The sequence below is a fragment of the Embleya sp. NPDC055664 genome (genome assembly GCF_053618075.1).
Genome location: NZ_JBSHGZ010000042.1, coordinates 1 through 23,658, shown reverse-complemented (window position 1 = coordinate 23,658; position 23,658 = coordinate 1). Strand labels below are relative to the sequence as shown.

The following is a 23,658-nucleotide window of genomic DNA, read 5'->3' as shown; positions in this document are numbered from 1 at the left end:
GAGTCACTTTCGAATCGCCCGGGCCGTACGCGGGTCGAGCGCGTCGCGCAGGGTGTCGCCCAGGAAGTTGAAGGCGAGCACCGAGAGCAGGATGGCCGCGCCGGGGAAGACCGCGACCCACCACGCGTCGAAGTTCGCCGATCCGGCGTTGACCATGGCGCCCCACTCGGCGGCGGGCGGTTGCGCGCCCAGGCCGAGGAAGGACAGTCCGGACAGCAGCAGTACCGCGTTGCCCAGGTCGAGCGCGGCGAGCACGGCGACCGGCCCGGCCAGGTTGGGCCGCAGGTCCACGGCGAGTACGCGCCATCCGGAGGCGCCGAGGAGTCGGTCGGCCTGGACGAAGTCCGATTGCCGCAGCGTCAGTACCAGGCCGCGCACCACGCGGGCGTAGGTCGGCCAGCTGACGATCACCACGGCGAGGACGGCGTTCGTCAGGTTCGGCCCGAGCGCGGCGACCACGGCCATGGCCAGGATGATCGCCGGGAAGGCGAGCACCAGGTCGGCGCAGCGCATGACGACCATGTCGATCCAGCCGCCGAAGTATCCGGCGACCGCGCCCAGGACGGTACCGATGACCATCGCCAGGACCACCAGGAGCAGCGCCAGCGGCAGCGAGATCCGGGTGCCGTGGATGACTCGGGACAGGATGTCGCGGCCGAGTTGGTCGGTGCCGAACCAGTGGTCCCCGGAGGGGGATTGGTACTTGGGCCACTTCTGCGCGAGGGGGTCCTCGGGGGAGATCAGCGAGGCGAATACGGCGGCGAAGAGGAAGACGCCGATGATGGCGAGGCCGGTGACGGCCAACGGGCTGCGCCAGGGCGACTTCCCGGCGCGCCGGGGCTTGCGCCGGGGGGCGTCGTCGTCCGGGCTGGGGGTGCGGTCGGCTCCGAGCCGATCGCCGAGGAACAGGCGCGTGGCGTTCACGAGAGGCGAATCCTCGGGTCGATGACCCCGTAGAGCAGGTCCACGAGGAGGTTGATCACGACGTAGACGACCGCGACGAACAGGCAGACGCCCATGATGGACGGCAGGTCCAGGTTGAGCGCGCTCTTGTAGGCGTACTGGCCCAGCCCCGGCCAGGACAGCACGTTCTCGACGAGCACGGTGCCGGCGAGCATGCCGCCGAAGGTGAGTCCGGCGACGGTCAGGATCGAGGTGAGCGCGGGGCGCAACACGTGCCGACGGATGACCGTGCTCTCGGGAAGCCCCTTGGCCCGGGCGGCGCGCACGTAGTCGTTGCCGAGGGCTTCGAGTACGGCGGCGCGGGTGAAGCGGGTGAGTACGCCGATGTTGAAGGCGGCCAGAACGCAGGCGGGCAGGATCATCCGGGAGAAGGCCTCACCGAAGGTCCCGGTGTCGCCGACCAGGAGCGAGTCGAGCGTGTAGAGGCCGGTGATCTCGTCCGGGGGGATCGCGCCGGGGGAGAGCCGACCGCCCGCCTGGATCCAGCCGAGCTTGAACGAGAAGAGGTAGAAGGCGACTTGGGCGAGCCAGAAGACCGGCATGGACACGCCCGCGAGGCTGACCACCCGGATCACCCGGTCCGGCCACCCGTTGCGGGTGACGGCGGCGACGATGCCCAGACCGACGCCGATCACCAGGGCCAACACGATGGCGAACAGAGCGAGTTCGATGCTGGCGGGGACCTTGTCGGCCAGGTCGTCCCAGACGGGCCGGTGGGTCTGCTGGGAGGTGCCCATGTCGCCGTGCAGCAGGTTGCCCAGGTAGGTGAAGTATTGCGAGGGCAGCGAGTCGTTGAGCCCGTTCTTCTCCTTGAACGCGGCGACCGCGGCCGGGTCGTTCTGGGCCCGGTCGCCGAGGTTCGCGGCGACGGGGTCGCCGGGCACGGAGTGGGTCAGCACGAAGGCCAGGACGGTGATGCCCACGCACAGCAGCAGACCGATGGACAGGCGCACCAGGACGAACCTGGCGAAGGGGTGGGAGCCGCGCGCGGCCCGGGGCCCGGGGGCCGCACCCCCCGTGGGGGATGCGGCCGGCCGGGGCGTGCCGGGTCGGGCGGTGGGATCAGCCGAGCTTGTCGACATCGATGTACCAGATCGGGTTGTAGCGCAGGTTCTTGACCGAGTTGTTCGCGGCGATCACCTGGGCGGGCTGGAGCAGCGGCATGAAGGGGCCGGTCTTGTTCATCGACTCCTGCAACTGCTTGTAGGCCGTCACGCGTTCCGCGTCGGACGTGGCCGTCTTGGCCTTCTGCGCCAGGCCGGACACCTCGGGGTTGGCCTCGGCCTTCCAGCCGGCGCGCAGGCTGACCAGCTCGCCGGGGGTGAAGGCGAGGTAGTCGCTGGCGTCCGGGTAGTCGGCCTGCCACCACCACAGGCCCATCGCCTCGGAGCCGTTGCGGTACGAGTCGAGCGCGGTCTGGGTGGGGGCCGGCTTGAGGTTGATGTTGATGCCGACCTCCTTGAGGTTGGCCTGCACCCGGGCGGCGAGGTCGCCGAAGTTGATGCCGTTGATCGTCACGTCGGACGCGTAGTACAGGTCGACGCTCGGGTTGTTCAGCCCGGCCTTGGCCAACGCGGCCTTGGCGCGCGGGACATCGCGCTGGACGGCCTTGCCCGGGTCGAGCGCGCCGGTGAAGAAGCTGGGCACGATCCCGGCCGCCTGGGCGGATCCGGCGCCGGCCACGTCCAACAGGCTCTTGTAGTCCAGGCCGTAGCGCACGGCTTCCTGGAAGTCCTTGTTGGAGGTGGTCGGCGAGATCGCCGGGTTGTCGTTCGTGAACAGGAACGCGGTGGTGGGCGTGGGCTGTTGCAGCACCTGGGCCTGGCCCTTGACCTTGACCGCCTGGTCGGGCGACATGTCGAGGGAGATCTGGCTCTCGCCGCTGAGCACGTTCAACTGCTGGGTGTTCGCGGGCACGTTGCGCACCACGACCTTGGCGTACTTGGGCTTGGCGCCCCAGTAGTTCTCGTTGCGGGTGAGGATGACCTCGGTGGACACGTCGTACTTGGTGATCTTGTACGGACCGCTGCCCTGCGAGTCGCCGTTGAGGAACTGCTCGGCCTTGTCGCCCTGGTCGGCGCCGGCCGCGTCGGAACCCCCGTGCGCGGCCACGGTCTTGGAGTTGACCACGCCGAGCGCCGGGGTCGCGATGCGGAAGGGCAGCGCGGGGTCGGCGGCCGCGGTGGTCAGCACCACCGTGTGCTCGTCCTTGGCGGTGGCGGTCACGCCGTCCAGCAGGAAGGCCGGGTTGCCCTTGAGGTTCTTGACCCGGTTGAAGGAGAAGACGACATCCTTCGCGGTGACCGGGGTGCCGTCGGAGAACTTGGCCTCCGAGCGCAGCGGGAAGGTGAAGGTCTTCGCGTCGGGCGAGGCCTCGTAGGAGGAGGCGAGCAACGGCACGGGCTTGGTCACGTCGCCGTTGGCGAAGGTGAGCAGCGTGTCGTAGACGGGCCGGGTGACCATGATGCCGGTGGGCTCGAAGGTGCGGCCCGGGTCGGCGGTCTTGAGGCTGAAGGAGGTGTCGACCACGAGGGTGCCTCCGCCGCCTCCGCCCTTGTCGTCGGTGTTCTTCTTCGCGCCGCCGCACGCGGCGAGCATCATGGCGGCGGCCACGGTGACCGCGACGGGCGCGGCGGCGCGTCGCACGGCCCGGCGGCGGGCGGATCTGCTGCCTGCCGACCTGCCCGCGGTCGTGCTGCCGCTGTTGTCCCCGATGGCTTGATTGCCCTGCATGGCGCACCTTTCTCAAGGCACCCGATCGGCCGATGACGGAACCGAGTGTTTGACCTGGCTGAACGGTGGGCTCGAAAGTAGGCGCGGGTCGAGGTGGTGGTCAATGACTTTTTTCCACATCTCGACATGTGGGACCAAAAATTTATGTTTGGTGATCAAGGATCCACATGGAGCGATCATTCTCCGCTTTGATAACGCTTTGATGACTGCTCGCCGGCTGCTCGATGACTGCTCACAGGCGTTGTCGGGGACAAATGCCGACAGCGGCGACCGGGGAGCGACGAACCCGCTTTCGCCGACGCGTACTTCGCTCGCGGTACGCCGGGAGGGCGTGCTTCACCCCCACACCGAGCCAATCGATCTTGACGGGGGATCAGCACCGTGCTTATCTTCGCCCCGAAGCGTTCAATCACGTTGAACAAGTCGATAGCACAAGCCAGGATCCACGAGTCGAGGGTACTCGGCAGCGAAGCGAACGGGATCGGACATGCTGGGTGACCGACTGCGCGAACTACGGCAGGCGCACGATCTGACCTTGCGTCAGTTGGCCGCCGCAGCCGGTATTTCCGCGGGCATGCTCAGCCAGTTGGAGAACGGCGCCGCGGAACCGAGCCTGAGCACGTTGCGCAAGCTCGCCCGCGTCTTCGACACCTCCATCGCCACCCTGTTCGACGACCCCGACGTACCGCGCGTGGCTGTCACCACGCGTGAGCGGCGCATGCGGCTCGGTGCCGCCCGTCAGCACATCACCTACTCCAGGCTCACCCCCGGAACGGGTGATCTGGAAGTGCTGGAAGCGGACATCGAGCCGGGCCAGGCCTCCTCCGACGAGCCGTACAGCCATCCCTCCACGGAATGCGCCACGGTACTCGCCGGAGAACTCGACGTCGAGGTGGACGGTCGCGTCCACCACCTGCACGAGGGCGACGCGATCACGTTCGACTCGCGTCTGCCGCACCGGTTCGTCAACAACTCCGACGCCCCGGCACGGCTACTGGTCGCGGTCACGCCGCCCATGCCGTGAGGCGCGGGTGCGCCCGAGGCACCGGAACGCGGGTACTTCCCACGCCGTAGCGCGGCGGGCGGTCCCGGCGGACCGGTGGTCGCGGGTACACCCGTTGCCGTAGCGCGGCGCGGTTCTCGGGCCGGCACGGCTTCGGGTGCTCCCGAGGTGGTACGGCATGGGTGTCGCCCGCGCCGTACAGCCCGCGGGTACACCCGTCGCCGTAGGCACGGGTCCGCTCGACGGCCCGCGACGTGCGGGCGTCGCGTCGCCACGGCGCGGGTTCCGTTTCGCGCGGCGCGGTCGGTCTGCGCGTCCGGGGTGTGGTCGCTCCCCCACACCCCGGACGCGCCGGCCGACCGCGCCGTACGGCCGGAGCGCACGTACAGGCCCACCGGTGCCGAACGGCCCGTGTGTGTCGGATCCCGGGTTTGTGTCCCCGAAAGGATCGAGGGCATGGACCGCACCACCGTCGACTGGCACGGCTACATACCGGCCGTGACCACCCCCTTCACCTCCCAGGGCGACCTCGACCTGGCCGCCTGGGACGAACAACTGGAATGGTTCGCCGCCGAGGGCTTGGACGGCGTGGTCATCGCCGGCACCACCGGCGAGTGGTACACGCTCACCGCAACCGAACGCGCGACCCTGTTCACCCACGCCGCCCGCCGGGTCCGCGGCCGATACACCCTGCTCGGCGGCTGCAATGCCTACACCGCCGCCGCCGCGATCGGCCACGCCCGCGCCGCCCGGGCCGCCGGCCTCGACGGCATCCTGCTCACTCCGCCGCCGTACGTGGTGCCCAACGCGCGCGAGACCATCGCCTTCTACGAGGAGGTCTCCACCGCCGTCGACATCCCGCTGTGCGTGTACAACTGGCCGCGCGGCACGGGCGTCGACCTGGACACCGACACCCTGACCGCACTCGCCGACCTGCCCACCGTGGTGGCGATCAAGAACTCCACCGGCGACTTCGGCGGCTTCGTCCGCGGCCTGGTCGCCCTGCACGAGCGGGTGCGCTACTTCGGCATCACCACCGACGCGGTCGGCGCCGCCCTGATGCGCGGCATCGGCGGCGACGGCCTGATGGGCGCCGGCGCCGTGCTCGGCCGCGACCACCCAGCCTTCTTCACCCACCTCGCCGCCGGCGACGAGGCCGCGGCGCTGGCCGTCGGCGCCCGCGACCGGGTGCTGATGCAGGCGTGGTTCACCCGCGACTACGGGCCGCGCTTCGCCAGCGCCCCCGCCATCCTCAAGCACGCCCTCACCCTGCGCGGCGTGCCCGCCGGACACCCGCGCCGTCCGCTCCTTCCGCTCACCGTCGCCGAGGCCGACCAAGTCCACGCCACCCTCGCCGAGTTGGGACTCGTCTCCTGATGGAACGCACCGAAGTCCTGGTCATCGGCGGCGGATTGCTCGGCTGCGCGGTGGCCTACCACCTCGCCCGCGGCGGTGCCGGCGTACATCTGATCGAGAAGGACCAGCTGAACCGGCACGCCTCCGGCCAAAACGCCGGCAGCCTGCACTTCCAGCTCGAATACCGGATGATCCAACACGGCCACGCCGTCGCCGCCCGCGCCGCCGAGGCACTGCCGCTGCACCTGGACGCGATGAACTCGTGGGCGGGCCTGGAGGACGAACTCGGCGAACCGTGCGGCGTGCGCCGCGGCGGCGGCCTGATGCTCGCCGAGAGCCCCGAGGACCTGGCCCTGCTCGCGCACAAGACGCACCTGGAGCACAGCCACGGCCTCGACGTCGAACTCCTCGACGCCCGCGCCACACACGAGTTGGCCCCGTACCTGTCCGAGCGGGTCGTCGGCGCCGCGTGGTGCCCCGGCGAGGGCAAGGCCGACCCCCGTCTGGTCACGCACGCCTACGCGCGCGCCGCGCGGCGGCTCGGCGCCCGGATCGAGACCGGCGTACGGCTGACCGCGCTGCGCCACGACGGCCGGCACTGGCTCGCCGACACCGCCGCCGGCCCGCGCCTGAGCGCACGCGCCGTGGTCGTCGCCGCCGGCGTGTGGACCGCCGAGGTCGCCGCGATGGCCGACATCCGGCTGCCCGTGGTCCCCGTCGCGCTGACCATGACCGTCACCGCCGCCACTCGGCCGCTGGTTCCGCACCTGGTGCAACACGCCGGCCGGCGGCTTTCGCTCAAGCAGAGCGCGGAGGGCAACATCCTGATCGGCGGCGGCCGGGCCGCCAAGTTCGTCCAGCACGCGGGCACCCTGAACCTGGACGCCCGCCCCGAACTGCGCCTGGACTCGGTCTTCGCCGGCGCCGACGCCGCCCGCGTGGTGCCGGCCGTACAGCGGCTGCCCGTGTTGCGCGTGTGGTCCGGCGCCACCTCGCTCGCCCCCGACCAACTCCCGCTGCTCGGTGCCGTTCCGCGCCGCCCCGACCTGTACGTCGCCACCGGCGGATCCGGCTTCACCCTCGGCCCCACCTACAGCCGCCTGCTCGCCGAACAGATCCTGACCGGAAGTACCGCCCTGCCCCTGGACGACTACTCCCCCGCACGGTTCGGAGCGTTGAACTTTGTCTGACCACTCCCCCTCCGGCCGTCCGGGGCAGGTGACCATCACCCTCGACGGCGTCCCGCGCGAGGTGCCGGGCGGTCGTTCGCTCGCCGCCGCGCTGATCGCGATCGACGAACCCGTCACCCGGCACGACCGCGCCGGCCGGCCGCGCGCGGCCTACTGCGGAATGGGCGTGTGCTTCGAGTGCACCGTCACCGTCGACGGCGCGCCCCTGATCCGCTCCTGCCAGGAACCCGTACGCGCCGGCATGACCGTGGACACCACCGGCGAGGAAGCCCGATGAACACCACCACCCCCGACCTGCTCGTCGTCGGCGCCGGCCCCGCCGGGCTGGCCGCCGCCGTCACCGCCGCCACGCACGGCGCCCGGGTCCTGGTCGTCGACGAACAGCCGCGCCCCGGCGGCCAGATCTGGCGCCGCCCCGACCCGGGCAACCCCGGCCCGGACCCGCTCTCCGCCCCCGCGTACGCGGCCGGCCGCGCGCTGCTCACCCGCGCCGCCGCGCATCCGGGCATCGCCTTCGCCCACCACACCACCGCCTGGGGCGTGTTCGCCACCCGCACCGCGCCCGACGGCTGGGCGGCGCCGCCCGGCACCCCCGTCCCGGCCGGGCCCCGGGTCGCGGTGCACGGCCCCGAGGGGGTGGAAGTCCTGCTGCCACGCGCCCTGTTGCTCACCGCCGGCGCCTACGACCTGCCGGTGCCGCTCCCGGGCTGGACCCTCCCGGGCTTTCTCACCGTCGGCGGCATCCAGGCCCTGCTCAAGGGCCACCGCACGCTCGCCGGTCGGCGGATCGTACTGGCCGGCGCACACCCGCTGCTGCTGATCGCCGCCGCGCAACTGGTGCGCGCGGGCGCGGACGTGGCCGAAGTCGCCTTCGCCCAGCACCTGCCCGCCCCCGCCGACCTGATCCGCGCCGTCGCCGCGCTGCCCGGCAACCGGGCCAAGGTCGCCGAGGGCCTGGCCGCGCTGCGCACGCTGCGTCGGGCGGGCGTTCCGGTGCACACCCGCACACTGCTCCTGCGGGCCGAGGGCGAACAGCACGTCACCGCCGCCGTGTTGACCCGCGTCGACCAGGACTGGCGCCCGGTCCCGGGCAGCGCCCGCACCGTCGGCTGCGACACCGTGGGCACCGGCTACGGCTTCGTCCCCTCCACCGAACTGGCCCGCCAGGCGGGCTGCGCGGCGCACTGGAACGGCCCGGCCGGCGGCTGGGTACTCGACCACGACGACGCGATGCGCACCTCGCTGCCGCACATCTGGGCGGCCGGTGAACTCACCGGCGTGGCCGGCGCCGAACACGCCGTGGCCACCGGACGCCGCGCCGGCCTCGACATCGGCCGCAGCCTGGGCCTGCTCGAATCCGCCACATACGACCGGGAACTGCGGTCCATCGAGGCCGAGTTGGCCGCCACCGGGCGGATGGCGGCGTTCCTGGACCACACGTGCGCACCGCACCGGGCCGGGCTGCACGCGCTCGCCGACGACGACACCGTGCTGTGCCGCTGCGAGGAGATCACGTTCGGCGAGGTCCGCCGCACGCTGGCGGACAACCCGGGCCTGGACACCGCCGACGCGGTCAAGCTGATCACCCGCGCCGGCATGGGCCCCTGCCAGGGCCGGATGTGCGGGCCGGCCCTGCTCGAACTCCTGCATCGGGAAACCGGCTTGCCGAGGGAGACGATCGGCGCCTTCACCGCCCGGCCACCGGTGAAACCGCTCCCGGTCGACGCGCTGGCGCGCGCGCACGACGCGACCACGACGGCGGAATCACCGACGGACGCGGGGCCGGCGGTGAGGTAGCGGCTGTGCCGGACTGGCGCGGGCTTGGGCTTCGGCGGGGACGCGGGTCGTCATCTCCGCGCGTCGACGTCGGGTCGGTCGGGTCGGTCGCTGGTGAGGTGGCGGTCGAGCAGGTCCCGGGCGTGGGCGACGGTGAGCGGGGAGACGCCGTGCGCGGCGGCCGACAGGAGAGCGTTCTCCATCTCGGCGTACGCGCCGTTGCGCCCCGCCCGGATGATCGCCGCCTCGGCGGCCGACGCGACGGGCAGGCCCGGTCCGTCGCGCGTGACGAGGCGGATCCACAGCGGCCATCGGTCCGAGTACACGCCGACCCCCGTCGGGTCGGCCGGGACCCCGGGCCGCGCCCACACGTCGTGCGGTGCGCGGGCGAGGGCCACCGCGTGCATCAGGCCGGCGGCGTACATCGTGTGGAAGTCGTGCCGGAAGGCGTAGGTCTCACGTTCCGTGCGGGTGGGCGTGCCGAAGAGCGTCGGCTGCCGGTCGGGATCGGGACCGGGGCCGGGCAGGAACCCCACCTCGGTCCACAACGCGTCGAGGGCGTCCCGACACAGCAGCGCGGTGCGCGACACCGGGCCCGGCAGGAGCAGCACGGCGGTCAGCAACTCCGCCACCACGTCGGGGTTTTCCTCGAAGAGGTGCCAGAGCAGGCAGGCGTCGAGGATGCGCCGCAGCTCGATCGGGTCGGCTTCGTCGGGGAGTTCGCGGCGGCCGAAGTCGGTGAGGTGGAACAGGGTGTGCGTGAGCGCATGCAGGTCGGCGAGGCTCATGTACAGCGGGTGCGGGTGTGCGGCCAGGATCGAACCCTGGCGGTGTGCGGTGTGGTCGACCGGTTCGCCGCCGCACTGGGCACGCAGCCAGGCCGCCTCGAGGCGGCGGTGCGGTGGCCGTTCGACGGCGTCCACGTGGCCGGTGGCGAAGGCACGACGCAGCGTGGCCGCGAAGTGGGGGTCTGGGACGCCGAGTTGCTCCAGGGCGAGATGCGTGATGCCGAACGGCACGGCGGTGCGCGGGTGTCGGACGAGCAACGCGGTGCGCTCGGAGGTGCGGGCGAACGGGGCCAGCAGGGTCGCGATGCGGTGGAGCGCGGATCGGATCTCCGGTGCGGAGTGCGGGATCCGGTCGGCGATCAGCACGAGGCGGGCGGTCTCCACGACGAACTGCTCGGTGGCGCTGCGGTCGGGGTCGGGGCGGGTCGCCGGCTCCCGGTGGGGGCCTTGGCGTTCGAGGCGTTCAAGGCCCAACTCGGCCAGGGTGAGCACCTGGAGCAGTCGGCGGCGGGCCGGCGCGGGTGCGGGTGCGGGTGCTTCGTCGGGGTGGCCGGCGTCGTTGCCGGCCGAACGCGCGGCGCGGCTCGCCGGGGTCGAGCCGGCGTCGGGGGCGGCGTCTCGGGCGGGGGTCGAGTGAAGGACCTCGGCCCCCCGCGGTTCCGGGATCACGCCCGCTCGGCGGACTGCGTACCGGCACCCGCGCCGGCACCGTCCTCGCTCGCCATCGACCGGATCCCACCGACTTCCACGCCCTGCCCCCACTCACCCATCGGATCCCCCGCCAAGTCGTCGGTATTCCTCCACCCGGACCCTCAAGCCTGACACCACCGTGGGCAGTTCGTCAGGTAAATCAGCAAATCGCCTCGTATTGCGTACTCATGGGCGAACCATGCACGACCATGGGTGGCCGCTATGACCGCGGCGGCCGGCCATACACGGCCGGAGCATCACAAACCGCTCACGATCGGGCCGTACGTCGCCGCCATACCCGCACGCGGGGCGCGCGCCGGTCGCACCCGGATCGCGCACGAACCACGCGCGGACGGTATCCGCACCATCGTGTCGCCCCACCCCGGCATACCCGGGCGTCCGTTCCGGTTCACACCCACGGAGGACGTCCACGATCGTCCGCCCGGCCGTCCACCCGCCGTCGACCGACCCCACAGGAAGCGCCGAGCCTCATGTACACCACTCGTACCACCCATCAGAATCCCGATCCCACCCCCAACCGGTCCGATGAGAACCAATACCCGGTCCACACTCGTGGGTTCTGACGATGAACCCCAACGACAAGCGCATCGACCATCTCCTCGGGGCCTTCGGCGCCGGAGCTCTCGTCAACGCCTGGATCGACGCCCTGATCACCGACGACCACCTCGACCCGGCCGCGGCCACCCGGGTGGCCTGCGACCGTGTCGCCGACCTCTCGCCGTGGCTGATCGCCGCGCCGGGCCAAACCTGGCGACTACGCGAGGAATTCGAGCCGAACGCCGACTTCTCGCCGCGCCTGGTCCTGGTCCAAGGCGTCCGACACGCGCACGGCACCCATCCGCGCGACGGCACGGCGGCGATCCTGATCGCCGACGCCGAGGACGACCCACGCCATGCGGTGGGCTGGATGGACGTGGACGACTTCGCCGTCTGCTACTCCCTCGAGGAGTGGCCCGCCCCGGAGGTCCGCCGGGTCGACGACAGCGACGCCACCACGACCCCGACCCCGAACTGAGCGAGGGCGGCGTTACGGGCGGATGGCCGTCATGTACGGCATGCCACGCACGTCGATGGACAGGATCTCGACGTTCGAGCCGGGCTTGGGGGCGTGGATCATCTTGCCACCGCCGATGTAGATGCCGACGTGGTGCAGGTCCGAGTAGAAGAAGACCAGGTCCCCGGGCTGGAGTTCGGACTTGGCGACGGGCCTGCCCACCCGCACCTGCTCCTGGGACGTGCGCGGCAGCGAGACGTTCGCCGTCCGCCAGACGAACTGGGTCAGCCCCGAACAGTCGAACGAGTCGGGGCCGGTGGCGGCCCAGCGGTACGGCTTGCCGAGTTGCGCGTAGGCGGCCCGTACCGCGGCGGCTGCCCGGTCGGACGTCGCCGGGGAGGTCGTCTCGTACTGCCGCTTCGCCGCGGCGGCCTCCCGGGCCTTGCCGTCACGTTCCGCCTGTTCCTCCCGGCGCAACCGCTCCCGGTCGGCGCCGGACAGCCGGTTGACGACGTCCTGCGCCTGGCGCAGCTTGGCCTCGACGGTCTGCTTGCGCGCCGTCATCTCCCGCTGCGTGCGGTCGAGTTCCGCCATCCGCTCGGCGACTTCCCGGCGCTCCTGGTCGAGTTCGCGCCGCTGCCGCTGCACGAGACCCAGCGCCTCCTGCTGCCGCGCGCTCAGTTGGCGATCGAGGGAGATCCGGTTCAGGAATCCTTGGGGGTCATCGGTCATCAACAGCCGCAGGCTCGGATCCACGCCACCACCGCGATACTCCGCCGCCGCGATGCCCCCGAGCATCTCCCGCTGACGGGCAAGCGCGGCCTGCTTGTCAGCCAACCGCTGCTGCAACACCGCGACTTGCTCCTGCGCTCTACGATTCGCATCGGCCGCACCGTTGTACCTCTCGGTCGCGGCCTCCGCCTCCTCGTGCAGCGCGTCGACCTGCTCCTTGGCCTGCTGCAGCGCCGGCTGCGGCTCGGCCTGCACGGGCGAAGCGGCGAACACCATCACCCCGACCGCCGCCGAGGAAACAATCGAAACCCCGACCCGCCGAGCAACCCGAGGCCGAGATCTGGCATGCACACCCATAAACGCTGCACTCCTCCGGTCCGGCCGCCCACACAAAGCAGACGCCGCCAGGGCGGCACCTCAACGGCACCGCCAACCCTATTACTATGCAGCGTAGTAATAAACCCCACCCAAACCCCGGGAAGCTCGGCCGTACGCCCTACGCCCTACGCGCAATGCGCAATGCGCTACGCGTACCTCACTCCACCACCCCGGAGTCCCCAACCCGCCTCAACGCCGCCCGCAGAGCGGCCGATTCCACCGGATCGAGCCGCTCGACAAAGCCCAACAGGGCCGCCGCACGGTCCTGACTATCGGCAAGCGTTTCGGCCATGATCCGCGCGGTGTAGGCATCCTTGTCCTCAACCGGCACATAGGTACCCACACGCCCCGAGAGCCGACGATCGAGCCACCCTTTGGCAACGAGCTTGTTCAACACCGTCATGACCGTCGTGTAGGCAAGTTCCTTCTCCCGACGCTCATTCAACGCCGCAACAACGTCATGCACCACGACGGGCCGCCCCATGGACCAAACCACGTCCATGGCCTCACCCTCAAGACTCCCCAACCCCCACACCCCTCCAGCCTACCGACCCCCCGAGAACACCAGCTCTGCACAGCCGCCCCGAGTCGCGGGCCGACCCGCCCCCGGCACGGGAGACTCCGAGCCTCCGGCCTCCCAACGAGAGTGATGCGCCGGCCGGGTAAGTCGGATGTCTCCGGCGGACGTTGCGCGTGTGGTCGCGCGGGGCCGGTCCGGCGCGGGCCAGAGTCGGCGGGTGGGCCGCCGCCGGCGTGCGGGGCTCCGAGACCCGGCGCTCGCAACGAGACGCTTGCCTTGCTCGGCGAAAACCGGCCGGCAGCAGCGGGCAGGGAAGGCGGTCTGGTCGAGTCCACGGGTGGACCTTCCCGAGTGAGCCGTGTCTCTTCGGCGGACGTTGCGCCTGTGGTTGCGCAGGCCCGGTCCGGGGCGGGTCAGAGCCGCCGGGTTGGCCGCCGCCGGCGTGCGGGGCTTCAAGACCCGAAGCTCCCGACGAGACGGGTGCGTTGCTCGGCGAAAAAGCGGCCGGCAGCGGCGGACAGGGGGGCGCTTGGGTCGGGTTCGCCGGGCGTGCGTTCCCGGGTGGGTCGGGTGTTTTGGGCGAGCGTTGCGCCTTGGGTTGCGGGTGGCCTGGTGCGGGGCCGGTCAGAGTCGGCGGTGGGCCGCCGCCGGCGTGCGGGGCTCCGAGACCCCGGCGTCCCGGCGAGGCGGGTGTGTTGGTCGGCCTAAAAGCGACCGGCAGCGGCGGACAGGGAGGGCGCTCGGGTCCAGTTCGCCGGGCCTGCGTTCCCGAATGGGCCGGGTGTCTCCGGCGTGCGTTGCATCTTGGGTTGCGGGTGGCCTGGTGCGGGGCCGGTCAGAGTCGCCGGGTGGGCCGCCGCCGGCGTGCGGGGCTCCGAGACTTCGAGGTCTCGACGAGGCGGGCGCGTTGCTCGGCGAAAAGACCGGCTGGCAGCGGGGGAGCGGGTGGGTTGGTCGGGTCGGGTTCGCCGGAGGCCTTCCCGGGTGGGTCGGGGTGTTTGGAGGGCGTTGGGGGGAAGTTGGGGTTGGAAACCGGATCGCGGTGGGTGGTTGTGGGCTTCGAGCTTCGGTGACCTGCGGTTTTGCGGGGTCGGGGCGGAAAGTCGGGTGTCGAGTGCCGGTTTCGTGTGTTCCGGTCTCCTCGGCGCCGGTGTGGAGATCGAAACTGCCCGGTGGGGGTCGGCTTCGGGCGCTGCGACCTCGCAGAGGCTGTCGAGCGGGCCGAAAGTGCCCAGTGGGGGCCGAAACCGGATCCCGAGGCACCGCAGACGTGTCCGCCGCGCGCTGACCTGCGGTTTTCTCTCGCGCCGAGACTGCGGCACCTCACGCTGTCCGGTTTCGTGAACTCTCGCCCCCTCACACAGCACTTCGAAATGCCCCTGCCCGGCCCACTCGGGAGGGCCCTCCGGAGAACTCGACCCGAGCGCCCTCCCTCCCCGCCGCTGCCAGCCGGTTTTTCGCCGAACAACGCGCCCGCCTCGCCGAAGACCCGCCGTCTCGGAGCCCCGCTCGCCGGCGGCGGCCCACCCGGCGACTCTGACCGGCCCCGCACCAGGCCACCCGCAACCCAAGGCGCAACGCTCGCCCAAAACATCCGACCCACCCGGGAACGCACGCCCGGCGAACCCGACCCGAGCGCCCCCCTGTCCGCCGCTGCCGGCCGCTTTTAAGCCGACCAACACACCCGCCTCGTCGAGACCTCGAAGTCTCGGAGCCCCGCACGCCGGCGGCGGCCCACCCGGCGACTCTGACCGGCCCCGCACCAGGCCACCCGCAACCCAAGATGCAACGCACGCCGGAGACACCCGGCCCATTCGGGAACGCAGGCCCGGCGAACTGGACCCGAGCGCCCTCCCTGTCCGCCGCTGCCGGTCGCTTTTAGGCCGACCAACACACCCGCCTCGTCGAGACCTCGAAGTCTCGGAGCCCCGCACGCCGGCGGCGGCCCACCGCCGACTCTGACCAGCCCCGGACCGGCCCTCCGCAACCACCAGCGCAACGCCCACCGAAATCGACCGACTTACCCCGGAAGGCTCGTCAACGGACTCGACCCGAGAGCCCTCCCGCTCGCCGCTGCCAGATGGTTTTCGCCGAGCAACACACCCGCCTCGCCGGGACGCCGGGGTCTCGGAGCCCCGCACGCCGGCGGCGGCCCACCTGGCGACTCTGACCAGCCCCGGACCGGCCCTCCGCAACCACCAGCGCAACGCCGGCCGCAGAAACGCGGGCCACTCGGGAAAGCATCCCGGCAGACTCGACCCGACCACCCTCCCTGCCCGCCGCTGCCGGTCGGGTTTCCGCCGGGCAACGCGGTCGTCTCGTCTAGAGCGGCGGGTCTCGGAGCCCCGCACACCGGCGGCGGCCGACCCAGCGACCCTGGCCCGCCCCGGGCCAGCCCACCGCAAGCACAAAGCTCGCCGAGGAGACGCGGGCCGCTCGGGAGGCCCCCGGCGGAGCCGAGCAACGCGCCCATCTCGTCGTCCCGGCGGGCGGCCGGCGCCCGCCCTGAGGGGCTCGCGCGGCTGTGATCGGGTGGGCGGGGGCGGTGGGGGCGGCGGTGGTTAGGGTTCGGGGGGCGATTGGGTTGGGTGACCGGTGGGGGTGGGTGTGGGGGGTCTGCTCGTGGTGCTCTTCGGGTATGGCCTGGGGGTGAGTTTCGGGCTGCCCTGGTTGTTGTCGGTGGGGCGGTGGGTCGAGCGGGCGCCGCGAGTTGGGATTGTGTTGTGGCAGGTGGGCAGTCTGTCGGCCTTGGGCGCATTGGTTCTGGTCGGGGCTGTGATGGTGGTGCCGGTCGGGGCGGTGGGCGTGGCCGTTGGGGAGGTGTTCGGGGTTTGTGCGGCCGGCTTGCGTGGGCATTACGGGTGGTCGGGGGTTGCCGGGGCGCCGATTGTGGGTGCGGTTGGCGCCGGTGGGGTGAGTCTGTGGGTCGTGGGCAATGTCGGGTATGAGCTTGTGGCGGCGGCGCGGGCTCGGCGGGCGCATCGTGAGCGGTTGCGGCTGCTGGGGTGTCCGGCCGGGCCGTCGGGGGCGCTTGTCGTTCCGTTTGCCGAACCCATGGTGTACTGCCTGCCGGGGCGCCGGCCGACGGTCGTGTTGACCTCGGCGGCGGTGGCGGCGCTGACGTCGCGTCAGCTGCGGGCGGCCCTCGCCCACGAGCATGCCCACATCCGCCAACGGCACCATCTTGCCCTCGGGTTGGCCGCCGGGCTGCAGCGAGCCATGCCGTTCCCGCCGCTGTTTCGCCGCGCCCGCGCCGAGATCACGTTGCTGATCGAACTCGCGGCGGATGACGCGGCCGCGCACCGTCATGGCCGGCGGGCCCTGGCCGAGGCGGTTGTCGCGGTGGCCACGCCCGAAACCACCACGCCCGAAACCACCACGCGCGGGCTCGGCGCCGGCGGGGTGTCCGCGCTGCATCGGGTACGCCGACTCGCCCGTGCCGACGCGCCGTTGGGCCGCCTGCGCCTCGCGGCGGCGATGGCGCTGGCCGTCGTCCTGCTCACCGGTCCCGCTCTACTCGCGTTGGCGCCGCTCGGGCACGCCGCAGGGGCCCACCACTGTGCGTCCGCCCCGGCCGACGGCATCGATCCCGACACGGCCGCCCGCATCGCCGTGTGACGATCGTCGACGTCGCACGGCGGACGGCGCAGGTAGCCGCCGCCCCTCGCCGTGCGGGAATTCGGCGGCGGAGGGACGGCGGCGGCGTTCGAAGCCGGCTAGTGGTTCATGCCGGGCATCGACGGCGAACTCGGGGTGGTACCGCCCTTGGCGGCAAGCATTTGCCGCATCTGCTGCACCTCGGCCGCCTGCGAACTCTTGATCTGCTCGGCCAACTTACGCGCGGCGGGATCGACGCCTTGGGCGAGTTCCGTCTCGGCCATGGCGATCGCCCCGTTGTGGTGTTCGATCATCATGGTCAGGAAGCGCCGGTCGAAGTCGGCGCCGGTGGACGCCTTGAACGCGGTCATGTCCGCCTCGGACATCATGCCGCCGCCATGGTTCATGCCACCCGGAGCCGAGGTCGGCTTGCCCCACGCGGTGAGCCGGCCCTTCATCAGCTTGATCTCCGGTGCCTGCGCCGCCTCGATCGTCGCGGCGAGCTTCTTCACCTCGGGGTCGACCCCCTTGGTCGGCGCCTCCTTGGCCATCTCCACGGCCTGCTCGTGGTGCGGAATCATCATCTGCGCGAACATCACATCCGCGTCGTTGAACGCACCCGCCGACGCCGAAGCCGAGGCGAGGGCGGACGCCGCAGCCGGAGCGGACGCCGAAGTGGACGCCTGCGCCGAGGACTTGTCCTTGTCGTCGCTACCGCACGCGGCGAGGACGAGCGCGCCGGACAACACGGCGGCGGTCAGGGCGAGGGTACGGGTACGGGTACGGGTACGGGTGAATCGCTTCATGGTCGTACTTCTCCTGGGAGTGCGCGGCCCGCCCGTACGGCGGGCTCGGCGATGCGGAACAGGGCGCGAAGTCCCCGGCCGTGGCCCGGGACCGGACGTCGGCCTATATGCGCAGCACTCGCAGGAGGGCGAGATCGGGTGTCCTCGGCGGCGGCAATCCCATTACGAACGCCGCCAGTCGGGCCCTCGGCCGAAGTCGGCGCCGGGTCCGGGCGCGACGCAGGGCGCGTACGGCCAAGGCCGCCACCACGACGCCGAGGCCCGCGAGCAGCACGGCCAGGCAGATCATGGTCGGGTCGGAGCCGTGGCGGGGGCCGCCGTCGGTGGAGCAGTCGCCATCCGGGCAACCGCCGTGATGGCCGGGCGCCATCGGCTCCATCGCGCCGCGGCTCGCGCCGACCGCATCCGCGGCCTCGGTCGCCGACCCCGGCGCAGCCGCCGACGCCGGATGGCCCAGTGTGTGCATGCCCATGACGCCGAGGGTCAGCAGCAGAAGGAGCAGGCCACGCACGAGGACACGGTCGATGCCACGCGGCGCGCGTGCCACCGGTCCCGCCGTCCGCGCCGCCACGTACCCACCCTCCGCTTCGCGTCGCCCATACCCCACGTTGGTATCCAGACTAGGCCCAGGAGCAACACATCGACGAATGGGGTCCGATGAAATGATCTTCTGGTCATGCATACCCCCGGCCCGTAAACTCGCCGGGCGCTGTCGCGCCGCAAGTACACACGGGAGAGACATTCATGACCACACACCACGAATCACCCGCCGAACACCAACACGCGGAAAATCACCACTCCGAGCACCCACACGGCGGCCACGGCGACGACGGCAACAACCACGGGGAGCACCAGGAGCACGGGGAACACGCAAACCACGGGGATCACGAAAAGCCCCACGAAGAGCACGCAAACCACGTGGGTCACGAAAAGCACCACGGGGGTCACGAGGACCACGGAAGCCACGACGGCCATGCAGGCCATGCAGGCCATGCAGGCCATGCAGACCACGCGAACCACGCAGGCCACGCCACCCAAGACCCCGCCTCCTGGAAAATGGCGGCCATGGCCACGCTGCACTGCCTGACCGGCTGCGCGATCGGCGAGGTCCTGGGCATGATCATCGGCACCGCCCTCGGCTGGTCGAACCTCGCCACGATCATCACCGCCATCATCCTGGCGTTCGTCTTCGGATACGGCCTCACCATGCGCGGCGTCCTGCGCGCGGGTGTCGATCTGCGCCAGGCCGTCAAGGTCGCGCTCGCCGCCGATACCGTGTCGATCATCGTCATGGAAGTGATGGACAACAGCGTCATGATGCTCGTGCCCGGCGCGATGCACGCCGGACTCGGCGACCTGCTCTTCGGGGCCAGTCTCGCGCTGTCGTTCGCCGTCGCCTTCGTGATCACCGTCCCGGTCAACCGTTGGCTGATCGCACGCGGCAAGGGCCACGCGGTCGTGCACGCATACCACTGACCGAGCCCCTCAGTCCCACTCCGACAGCGCGTCGGGCCGGGCGTGGTGGTGCCGGTCGATCACATAGGCATGCCGGTGCCGCCACCCGGCGGCCGAGGGCACGGCATCGACCAGGTGCGGGTGGTCGGCGGGCAAGTCGCGGTGCACGTGCACGAGTTCCGTACGCTCGCGACGGGGCCGACCCGCCGCAGCACCGACCACCCCCGCCAGGGCGATGCCGCTGAGCACCATCGCGGTGACCGGCATACCGGCACCCGCAGCCAACCATCCGGCGAGCGGATAGGTCACCAGCCAGCACCCGTGGGACAGCGAGAACTGGGCGGCGAACGCGGCGGGCAGGTCCGCGGCCCCCGCCGACCGCCGAATCACCCGCCCGGCCGGGGTGAGCACGAGCGAACACGCCGCGCCGATCGCCGCCCACGCGACCAGGAGCAGCACCCAGGACCGCGTATTCGGCGCCGCCGCGGTAACCCCCGCGACGACGGCCAGTACGACCGGAAGCGCGCACGCCGCGGCCGACATCACGCCCCGATCCGCAAAACGGCGCAGCAGGCGCGGCAGCAGCAGGGCCGCCACCATCGAACCCCCGCCATACGCGCCCAGGGCCAGCGACACCGCACCTGCGCTCCGCCCGAAGTGCTCCCGAACCAAAACCACCGTATTGACGAAGACGATCGCACTCGCCGCCGCGACCGCCAGATCGAGCGCCAACAGCGCTCGCAGCCCCGGCGTCTCCCGGAACAGCCGGAACCCGAGGCCCGCTTGCGCATACCGGCCCCGCACACCATCGGCCCGCTCCGCCGGCGCCGGCCGAGGCAACACGGCCGAGACGACCAGGGTGGCCGAGGCGACGAAGCCCACCGTCGTACCGGCGAACAGCCAGTGGTACGAGACCAGTTCGAGGAGCAGTGCGGCCAACACCGGGCTGAACAGGCTTTCCAGGTCGTAGGCGAGCCGAGACATCGACAGGGCCGCCGTGTATTCGCCCTCCTCGGGCAGGAGTTCGGGGATGCCGGCCTGGAACGTGGGCGTGAAGATCGCCGACGCGCCCTGGAGCAGCAGGATCAGCACGTAGATCTGCCACACCTGGGTGACGAACGGCAGCGCGAGCGCGACGAAGGCGCGGACGAGGTCCATCGCGACCAGCAGTCCCCGGCGGGAGACCCGATGCCCGAGCGCGCCGGCGACGGGCGAGACGACGACGTACGCGACCATCTTGATCGCGAGCGCCGTGCCCAGTACGGCGGAGGCGTCGGCCCCCGCGATGTCGTAGGCGAGCAGGCTCAGTGCGACCGTGGCCAGCCCGGTACCCACGAGCGCGACGACCTGCGCGGTGAACAGACGGCGATAGGTGCGATTTCGCAATACGGCAAGCATCGGCATCGGCCTCGTCCCGTTCGGCGGCATCGAGGAGCGAGACCAGCGTACTCATCATGTGCGTACACATGCACGCGTTGATCATCACGAATCCCACCGGAGGCGCGTGGCTCCACACGCGTCAATCGTGCGGCGGCAGTTCGCCGATCGTGTGGTCGGCCACCTGGAGTGCCTCGTCCACCAGTCGCCGCAGATGGCCGTGGCGCAGCGAGTAGACGACGCGGCGCCCGTCCTTGCGGGCCGTGACGAGGCCGGCCAGCCGCAGCTTGGCGAGGTGCTGGCTGACGGAGGGGCGCGGCGCGGCGCAGTCCCGGGTCAGCGTCGTGACGTCGGCCTCACCCCGACCGAGCCGGTCGAGCAGGGCGAGCCGGGTACGGTCCGCGAGCAGGGCGAGGACCGAAGCGGCGACCTCCAGGCGTTCAGCGGCGGCCGATTCCTGCGTCATCGAGGCACCTGCGTGTCGTTCGCCCGTACTCATGCGCACATCGTAGGGCGAATCCCGGAGCCGCGACCGAACGCCACGGCCCCGCCGCGACGGGGGCGCCGCCACATCTCCTACGATACGTAGGAGGTAGGCCGGCCGCTCGAAGCAGCGGTCGCAATTCGGGACGGAGGGGTCCGCGCGTGGGTCGTTCGTCCGCCGCAGGGCAGGTCTGCGCAGGGGATTTCGCCGGACGCAGCCGTGGCCGCACTCGCGACCGCACCCGTGGCCATGGCCGCGCCCGTGGCCGCGGGTTCCGTCGGGTGATTCCGTTGCTGCTGCTCCTGCTCATGGCCTGCGCGACGGTCGGCACGGTCGAAACCTCCGGCACGAACGAGGCGACCGCCGCGCCGATCCCGGCGCTCGGCGCCCCCGCCGCAATGGCCGCCACACCGGCCGGACACCCGGATCCGGGCTCCCCGCACGGCGCGCTCGGCGCCGACTGCCGCCCCGGGGACCGCCATTGCGCGGCCGTACTGACCCCCGGCCCCGTCGTCCCGCCCCGATCGTCCCCCGCTCCCGACGATCTCGACACCACGGCGGCGCACGCGACTCTCCGCGCCGTCCCGCCCTCGACCGTCCCCCGGGATCCGCCCGACACCCGGGAGTTGTGCGTCAGTCGGACCTGACCACGACCACCCGACTCGCCCGCGCCGCGACACCGGCGCGCCCCGGCGAGCGGGATCCGTCGTCGATGTCACCGAGACGCCCGAGGGACACCCATGGACCAGCAGGACCGGACCCACCCGTCCGCAGCCGACAAGAACAAGCCGAGCGAACCGAACCGGCCGGGAAACCAACCGGGGAACCAACCCGACAAGTACTCCAACAAGCCCTCCAAAAAGCAGTCGAAAGCCGAACGATCCGCCAAAATGGCCGAAACCCGCCGTCGCGTCGCCGCCGAACACGACCGGCAGCGCCGAGCGCAGCGCCGCCGAGCCCTCGCGGTCAGGGGCCTCGTGACCCTGCTCGCCACCGGCGTGATCGCGGCCCTGGCCATCGTCGTATCGCGGAGCAACGACGACGCGAACAACCGTGCGGACCAAGCCGGTTCGAGTGACGGCACGCTCGTCGCCGAGGTGAAGTCCGCCGCCGGGATCTCCTCCCCGATCCGGGGAGTCACCACCTACACCGCGTCCCAGGGCCACGAGGCCAAGCGGGAGATCCGCTACGAACAGGTGCCGCCCGTCGGGGGACAACACGATCCTGCGTGGCTGAACTGCGGTACATACGCCCAACCCGTCCCGGCCCGCAACGCGGTGCACTCGCTCGAACACGGCGCGGTATGGCTCACCTACCGCCCGGATCTGCCCGCCGACCAACTCGCCCCGCTCACGGCCAAGGCCAAGGCGTCGTACGTGATCCTGAGCCCCGTCCCGGACCTCCCGTCGCCGGTGGTCGCCAGTGCCTGGGGCATACGACTGCCGCTGGACGACGTCGGCGATCCGCGTCTGGACGAGTTCCTGAAGACGTACCGGGAGGGGCCACAATCGCCCGAACCCGGCGCGCCGTGCAGCGGCGGGGTGAGCAAGTGAAGGCGCTCGGCGCGATCGTCGAACTCACCCCGTTCCTGGTGGTCGCGTTCGGGTTCACCTACCTCATCCGCGCGATCCTCAACGCCGACCGCCGCGAGCGCGCCCTGCTGGACGCCCGCGACCGCGCGGCGGCACCAACGACGTCGGCCACAGCACCGGCACCGATGCCAATACCGGCACCGGCACCGGCACCGGCACCGGCACCCGCATCGGCCCAGCCCGCAAACCCTCCTGAGGCACGAGAACACGCGAGTGACGACCCGGCAAAGCCCTGACCGCACCCAAGATCTCGACCTGGCATCTTCATCCCGGCAACGAGGTGTTACCGGATGTTTTCCTGGTTACGCTGCGAAGTGGCCGACGTTTGATCTTCGTTCGTGGAAGGGACGTTCACCATGTCCGTTTGCGAGCTGTTGGCACCGCCGCATGTGTGCGACGCCGTCGACGATCGTGTCGACCTCGATCGACACGGGCGGCGCGACCTGACCGTACGGATCACCGCCCCCGCGGCGGTGTGCGGGCCCGGCGACGGCCTCGTGGTGACGTGGGCGCCGCGATCCCCCACCCTCGTCGGGGCGTTCGAGGTACACACCGCCGTCGCGCGGGTCGGCGCGGTCTACGTCACCCTCCCGCACGCCAAGGTCTGCTGGAGCGCGGGCGCGGCCGTGCAGGTGACCTACCGACTGATCAAACCGGACGGCAGAACCTTGGAGGCACCCAGCGGCGCCGTCGTCGAATGCGTCAGCGAATACCCGCCGTTGCTCGATTTCGCCGACGTCACCGAGGCCAGCAACGGACACATCAGCCTGGACCGACTCGACGCGCGCGGCGCAACCGTCACCGTGCCGTACGACGATGTCCCGGTCGACAGCGGCGACACCGTCGTCGTCACCTGGACCCCACGACCGTCCGGCGTCGAGCCGTTCGAGACCCGCTTCACCGTCGAACGGGCCCGGGGCGACGGCTCCGCGCAGATCCCCCTGGACCGGGTACGCGCCTGCGAGGGCAGCAGCGCCGAGATCCACTATCGCGTCATCAAACGCGGCGGCGTCGGCGAAGCCACCTCCGGCCGCAGCGTCTTCGCGATAGACCCCACCCCACTCCCCCACCACCCCTGGCCGACAACCCCCCGCCGCCGCCCACTCATCTAGGTCGCGTATCGGGTTGTGATCAATTTGTGGGATTCGTCGTCAAGGCGGTCCTGGTCTGGTAGATCGTCTTGGTGTGACGCGAAGGCAACTG

General features: G+C 71.4%; 23 protein-coding genes. 12 read left to right on the top strand and 11 right to left on the bottom strand.

Annotation, left to right across the window (positions count from 1 at the left end; translation table 11 throughout):
• Positions 1–3: 3 nt before the first annotated feature.
• The 3 genes from ACWGR4_RS41090 to ACWGR4_RS41080 form a co-directional block, all read right to left on the bottom strand.
• Positions 4–924 (bottom strand): ABC transporter permease, encoded by a 921-nt coding sequence (locus ACWGR4_RS41090; protein WP_380009462.1) that lies wholly within the window; start codon positions 922–924, stop codon positions 4–6.
• Entirely contained in the window at positions 921–1,916 is a 996-nt protein-coding gene (locus tag ACWGR4_RS41085; RefSeq protein WP_380009465.1) for an ABC transporter permease, read from the bottom strand. The genes ACWGR4_RS41090 and ACWGR4_RS41085 overlap by 4 nt, the downstream gene beginning before the upstream one ends.
• A gap of 109 nt (positions 1,917–2,025) precedes the next feature.
• Positions 2,026–3,696: an ABC transporter substrate-binding protein gene (locus ACWGR4_RS41080; RefSeq protein ID WP_380009468.1), complete on the bottom strand. Its 1,671-nt coding sequence runs from the start codon at positions 3,694–3,696 to the stop codon at positions 2,026–2,028.
• A 487-nt stretch (positions 3,697–4,183) separates the two neighbouring features.
• On the opposite strand from ACWGR4_RS41080, the gene ACWGR4_RS41075 reads away from it, so the two are divergent.
• From ACWGR4_RS41075 to ACWGR4_RS41055, 5 genes are all read left to right on the top strand, one after another.
• Positions 4,184–4,720 carry a helix-turn-helix domain-containing protein gene (locus tag ACWGR4_RS41075; protein WP_078980568.1) on the top strand — a complete coding sequence of 179 codons (537 nt, stop codon included), beginning with the start codon at positions 4,184–4,186 and terminating at the stop codon, positions 4,718–4,720.
• A gap of 435 nt (positions 4,721–5,155) precedes the next feature.
• The gene (locus ACWGR4_RS41070; protein ID WP_380009472.1) at positions 5,156–6,076 is read left to right on the top strand and encodes a dihydrodipicolinate synthase family protein; all 921 of its coding nucleotides are present in this window, start codon (positions 5,156–5,158) and stop codon (positions 6,074–6,076) included.
• Positions 6,076–7,245 carry an NAD(P)/FAD-dependent oxidoreductase gene (locus tag ACWGR4_RS41065; protein ID WP_452129137.1) on the top strand — a complete coding sequence of 390 codons (1,170 nt, stop codon included), beginning with the start codon at positions 6,076–6,078 and terminating at the stop codon, positions 7,243–7,245. The genes ACWGR4_RS41070 and ACWGR4_RS41065 overlap by 1 nt, the downstream gene beginning before the upstream one ends.
• The gene (locus ACWGR4_RS41060; protein WP_395796093.1) at positions 7,238–7,522 is read left to right on the top strand and encodes a (2Fe-2S)-binding protein; all 285 of its coding nucleotides are present in this window, start codon (positions 7,238–7,240) and stop codon (positions 7,520–7,522) included. The genes ACWGR4_RS41065 and ACWGR4_RS41060 overlap by 8 nt, the downstream gene beginning before the upstream one ends.
• Complete coding sequence (locus ACWGR4_RS41055) at positions 7,519–9,042, top strand: FAD/NAD(P)-dependent oxidoreductase (protein WP_452129138.1); 1,524 nt, start codon at positions 7,519–7,521, stop codon at positions 9,040–9,042. Before ACWGR4_RS41060 ends, ACWGR4_RS41055 begins: the two co-directional genes overlap by 4 nt.
• A gap of 50 nt (positions 9,043–9,092) precedes the next feature.
• Here the strand turns inward: ACWGR4_RS41055 and ACWGR4_RS41050 are convergent, their stop codons facing one another.
• On the bottom strand, positions 9,093–10,478 hold the full coding sequence (locus tag ACWGR4_RS41050) for a DUF6895 family protein (RefSeq protein WP_452129139.1): 1,386 nt from the start codon (positions 10,476–10,478) through the stop codon (positions 9,093–9,095).
• Positions 10,479–11,085: 607 nt separating this feature from the next.
• Between ACWGR4_RS41050 and ACWGR4_RS41045 the strand changes: the two genes are divergently transcribed.
• Complete coding sequence (locus ACWGR4_RS41045; RefSeq protein WP_452129140.1) at positions 11,086–11,535, top strand: hypothetical protein; 450 nt, start codon at positions 11,086–11,088, stop codon at positions 11,533–11,535.
• A gap of 12 nt (positions 11,536–11,547) precedes the next feature.
• On the opposite strand, the gene ACWGR4_RS41040 is transcribed toward ACWGR4_RS41045, so the two are convergent.
• Together ACWGR4_RS41040 and ACWGR4_RS41035 are read right to left on the bottom strand one after the other, a co-directional pair.
• Entirely contained in the window at positions 11,548–12,522 is a 975-nt protein-coding gene (locus ACWGR4_RS41040; protein WP_452129141.1) for an NlpC/P60 family protein, read from the bottom strand.
• A gap of 259 nt (positions 12,523–12,781) precedes the next feature.
• Entirely contained in the window at positions 12,782–13,159 is a 378-nt protein-coding gene (locus tag ACWGR4_RS41035; protein WP_380009493.1) for a BlaI/MecI/CopY family transcriptional regulator, read from the bottom strand.
• A 2,913-nt stretch (positions 13,160–16,072) separates the two neighbouring features.
• Between ACWGR4_RS41035 and ACWGR4_RS41030 the strand changes: the two genes are divergently transcribed.
• Positions 16,073–16,762, top strand: coding sequence for a M56 family metallopeptidase (locus ACWGR4_RS41030; RefSeq protein ID WP_452134314.1), 690 nt, complete (start codon positions 16,073–16,075; stop codon positions 16,760–16,762).
• 98 nt (positions 16,763–16,860) lie between these two features.
• Here ACWGR4_RS41030 and ACWGR4_RS41025 read toward each other — a convergent pair whose 3' ends face one another.
• The 3 genes from ACWGR4_RS41025 to ACWGR4_RS41015 form a co-directional block, all read right to left on the bottom strand.
• Entirely contained in the window at positions 16,861–17,547 is a 687-nt protein-coding gene (locus ACWGR4_RS41025; RefSeq protein ID WP_452129143.1) for a DUF305 domain-containing protein, read from the bottom strand.
• Between the two features lie 103 nt (positions 17,548–17,650).
• Positions 17,651–18,058, bottom strand: coding sequence for a DUF6153 family protein (locus ACWGR4_RS41020; RefSeq protein WP_452129144.1), 408 nt, complete (start codon positions 18,056–18,058; stop codon positions 17,651–17,653).
• Positions 18,059–18,309: 251 nt separating this feature from the next.
• Entirely contained in the window at positions 18,310–18,585 is a 276-nt protein-coding gene (locus ACWGR4_RS41015) for a hypothetical protein (RefSeq protein ID WP_452129153.1), read from the bottom strand.
• Between ACWGR4_RS41015 and ACWGR4_RS41010 the strand changes: the two genes are divergently transcribed.
• Positions 18,466–19,023, top strand: a complete 558-nt coding sequence (locus ACWGR4_RS41010) for a DUF4396 domain-containing protein (RefSeq protein WP_452129151.1) — start codon at positions 18,466–18,468, stop codon at positions 19,021–19,023. The two genes, ACWGR4_RS41015 and ACWGR4_RS41010, sit on opposite strands and share 120 nt — an antisense overlap.
• Before the next feature lie 9 nt (positions 19,024–19,032).
• Here ACWGR4_RS41010 and ACWGR4_RS41005 read toward each other — a convergent pair whose 3' ends face one another.
• Positions 19,033–20,400 (bottom strand): MFS transporter, encoded by a 1,368-nt coding sequence (locus ACWGR4_RS41005; RefSeq protein WP_452129152.1) that lies wholly within the window; start codon positions 20,398–20,400, stop codon positions 19,033–19,035.
• A 121-nt stretch (positions 20,401–20,521) separates the two neighbouring features.
• Positions 20,522–20,878: an ArsR/SmtB family transcription factor gene (locus ACWGR4_RS41000; RefSeq protein WP_380009505.1), complete on the bottom strand. Its 357-nt coding sequence runs from the start codon at positions 20,876–20,878 to the stop codon at positions 20,522–20,524.
• 266 nt (positions 20,879–21,144) lie between these two features.
• Here ACWGR4_RS41000 and ACWGR4_RS40995 point away from each other — a divergent pair, with 266 nt between their 5' ends.
• The 4 genes from ACWGR4_RS40995 (at position 21,145) to ACWGR4_RS40980 (ending at position 23,567) form a co-directional block, all read left to right on the top strand.
• On the top strand, positions 21,145–21,510 hold the full coding sequence (locus ACWGR4_RS40995) for a hypothetical protein (RefSeq protein ID WP_452129145.1): 366 nt from the start codon (positions 21,145–21,147) through the stop codon (positions 21,508–21,510).
• Between the two features lie 93 nt (positions 21,511–21,603).
• Positions 21,604–22,416, top strand: coding sequence for a DUF3105 domain-containing protein (locus tag ACWGR4_RS40990; protein ID WP_452129146.1), 813 nt, complete (start codon positions 21,604–21,606; stop codon positions 22,414–22,416).
• Positions 22,413–22,691, top strand: a complete 279-nt coding sequence (locus ACWGR4_RS40985; protein WP_452129147.1) for a hypothetical protein — start codon at positions 22,413–22,415, stop codon at positions 22,689–22,691. The genes ACWGR4_RS40990 and ACWGR4_RS40985 overlap by 4 nt, the downstream gene beginning before the upstream one ends.
• Before the next feature lie 120 nt (positions 22,692–22,811).
• Positions 22,812–23,567 carry a hypothetical protein gene (locus tag ACWGR4_RS40980; RefSeq protein WP_380009516.1) on the top strand — a complete coding sequence of 252 codons (756 nt, stop codon included), beginning with the start codon at positions 22,812–22,814 and terminating at the stop codon, positions 23,565–23,567.
• Positions 23,568–23,658: the final 91 nt, after the last annotated feature.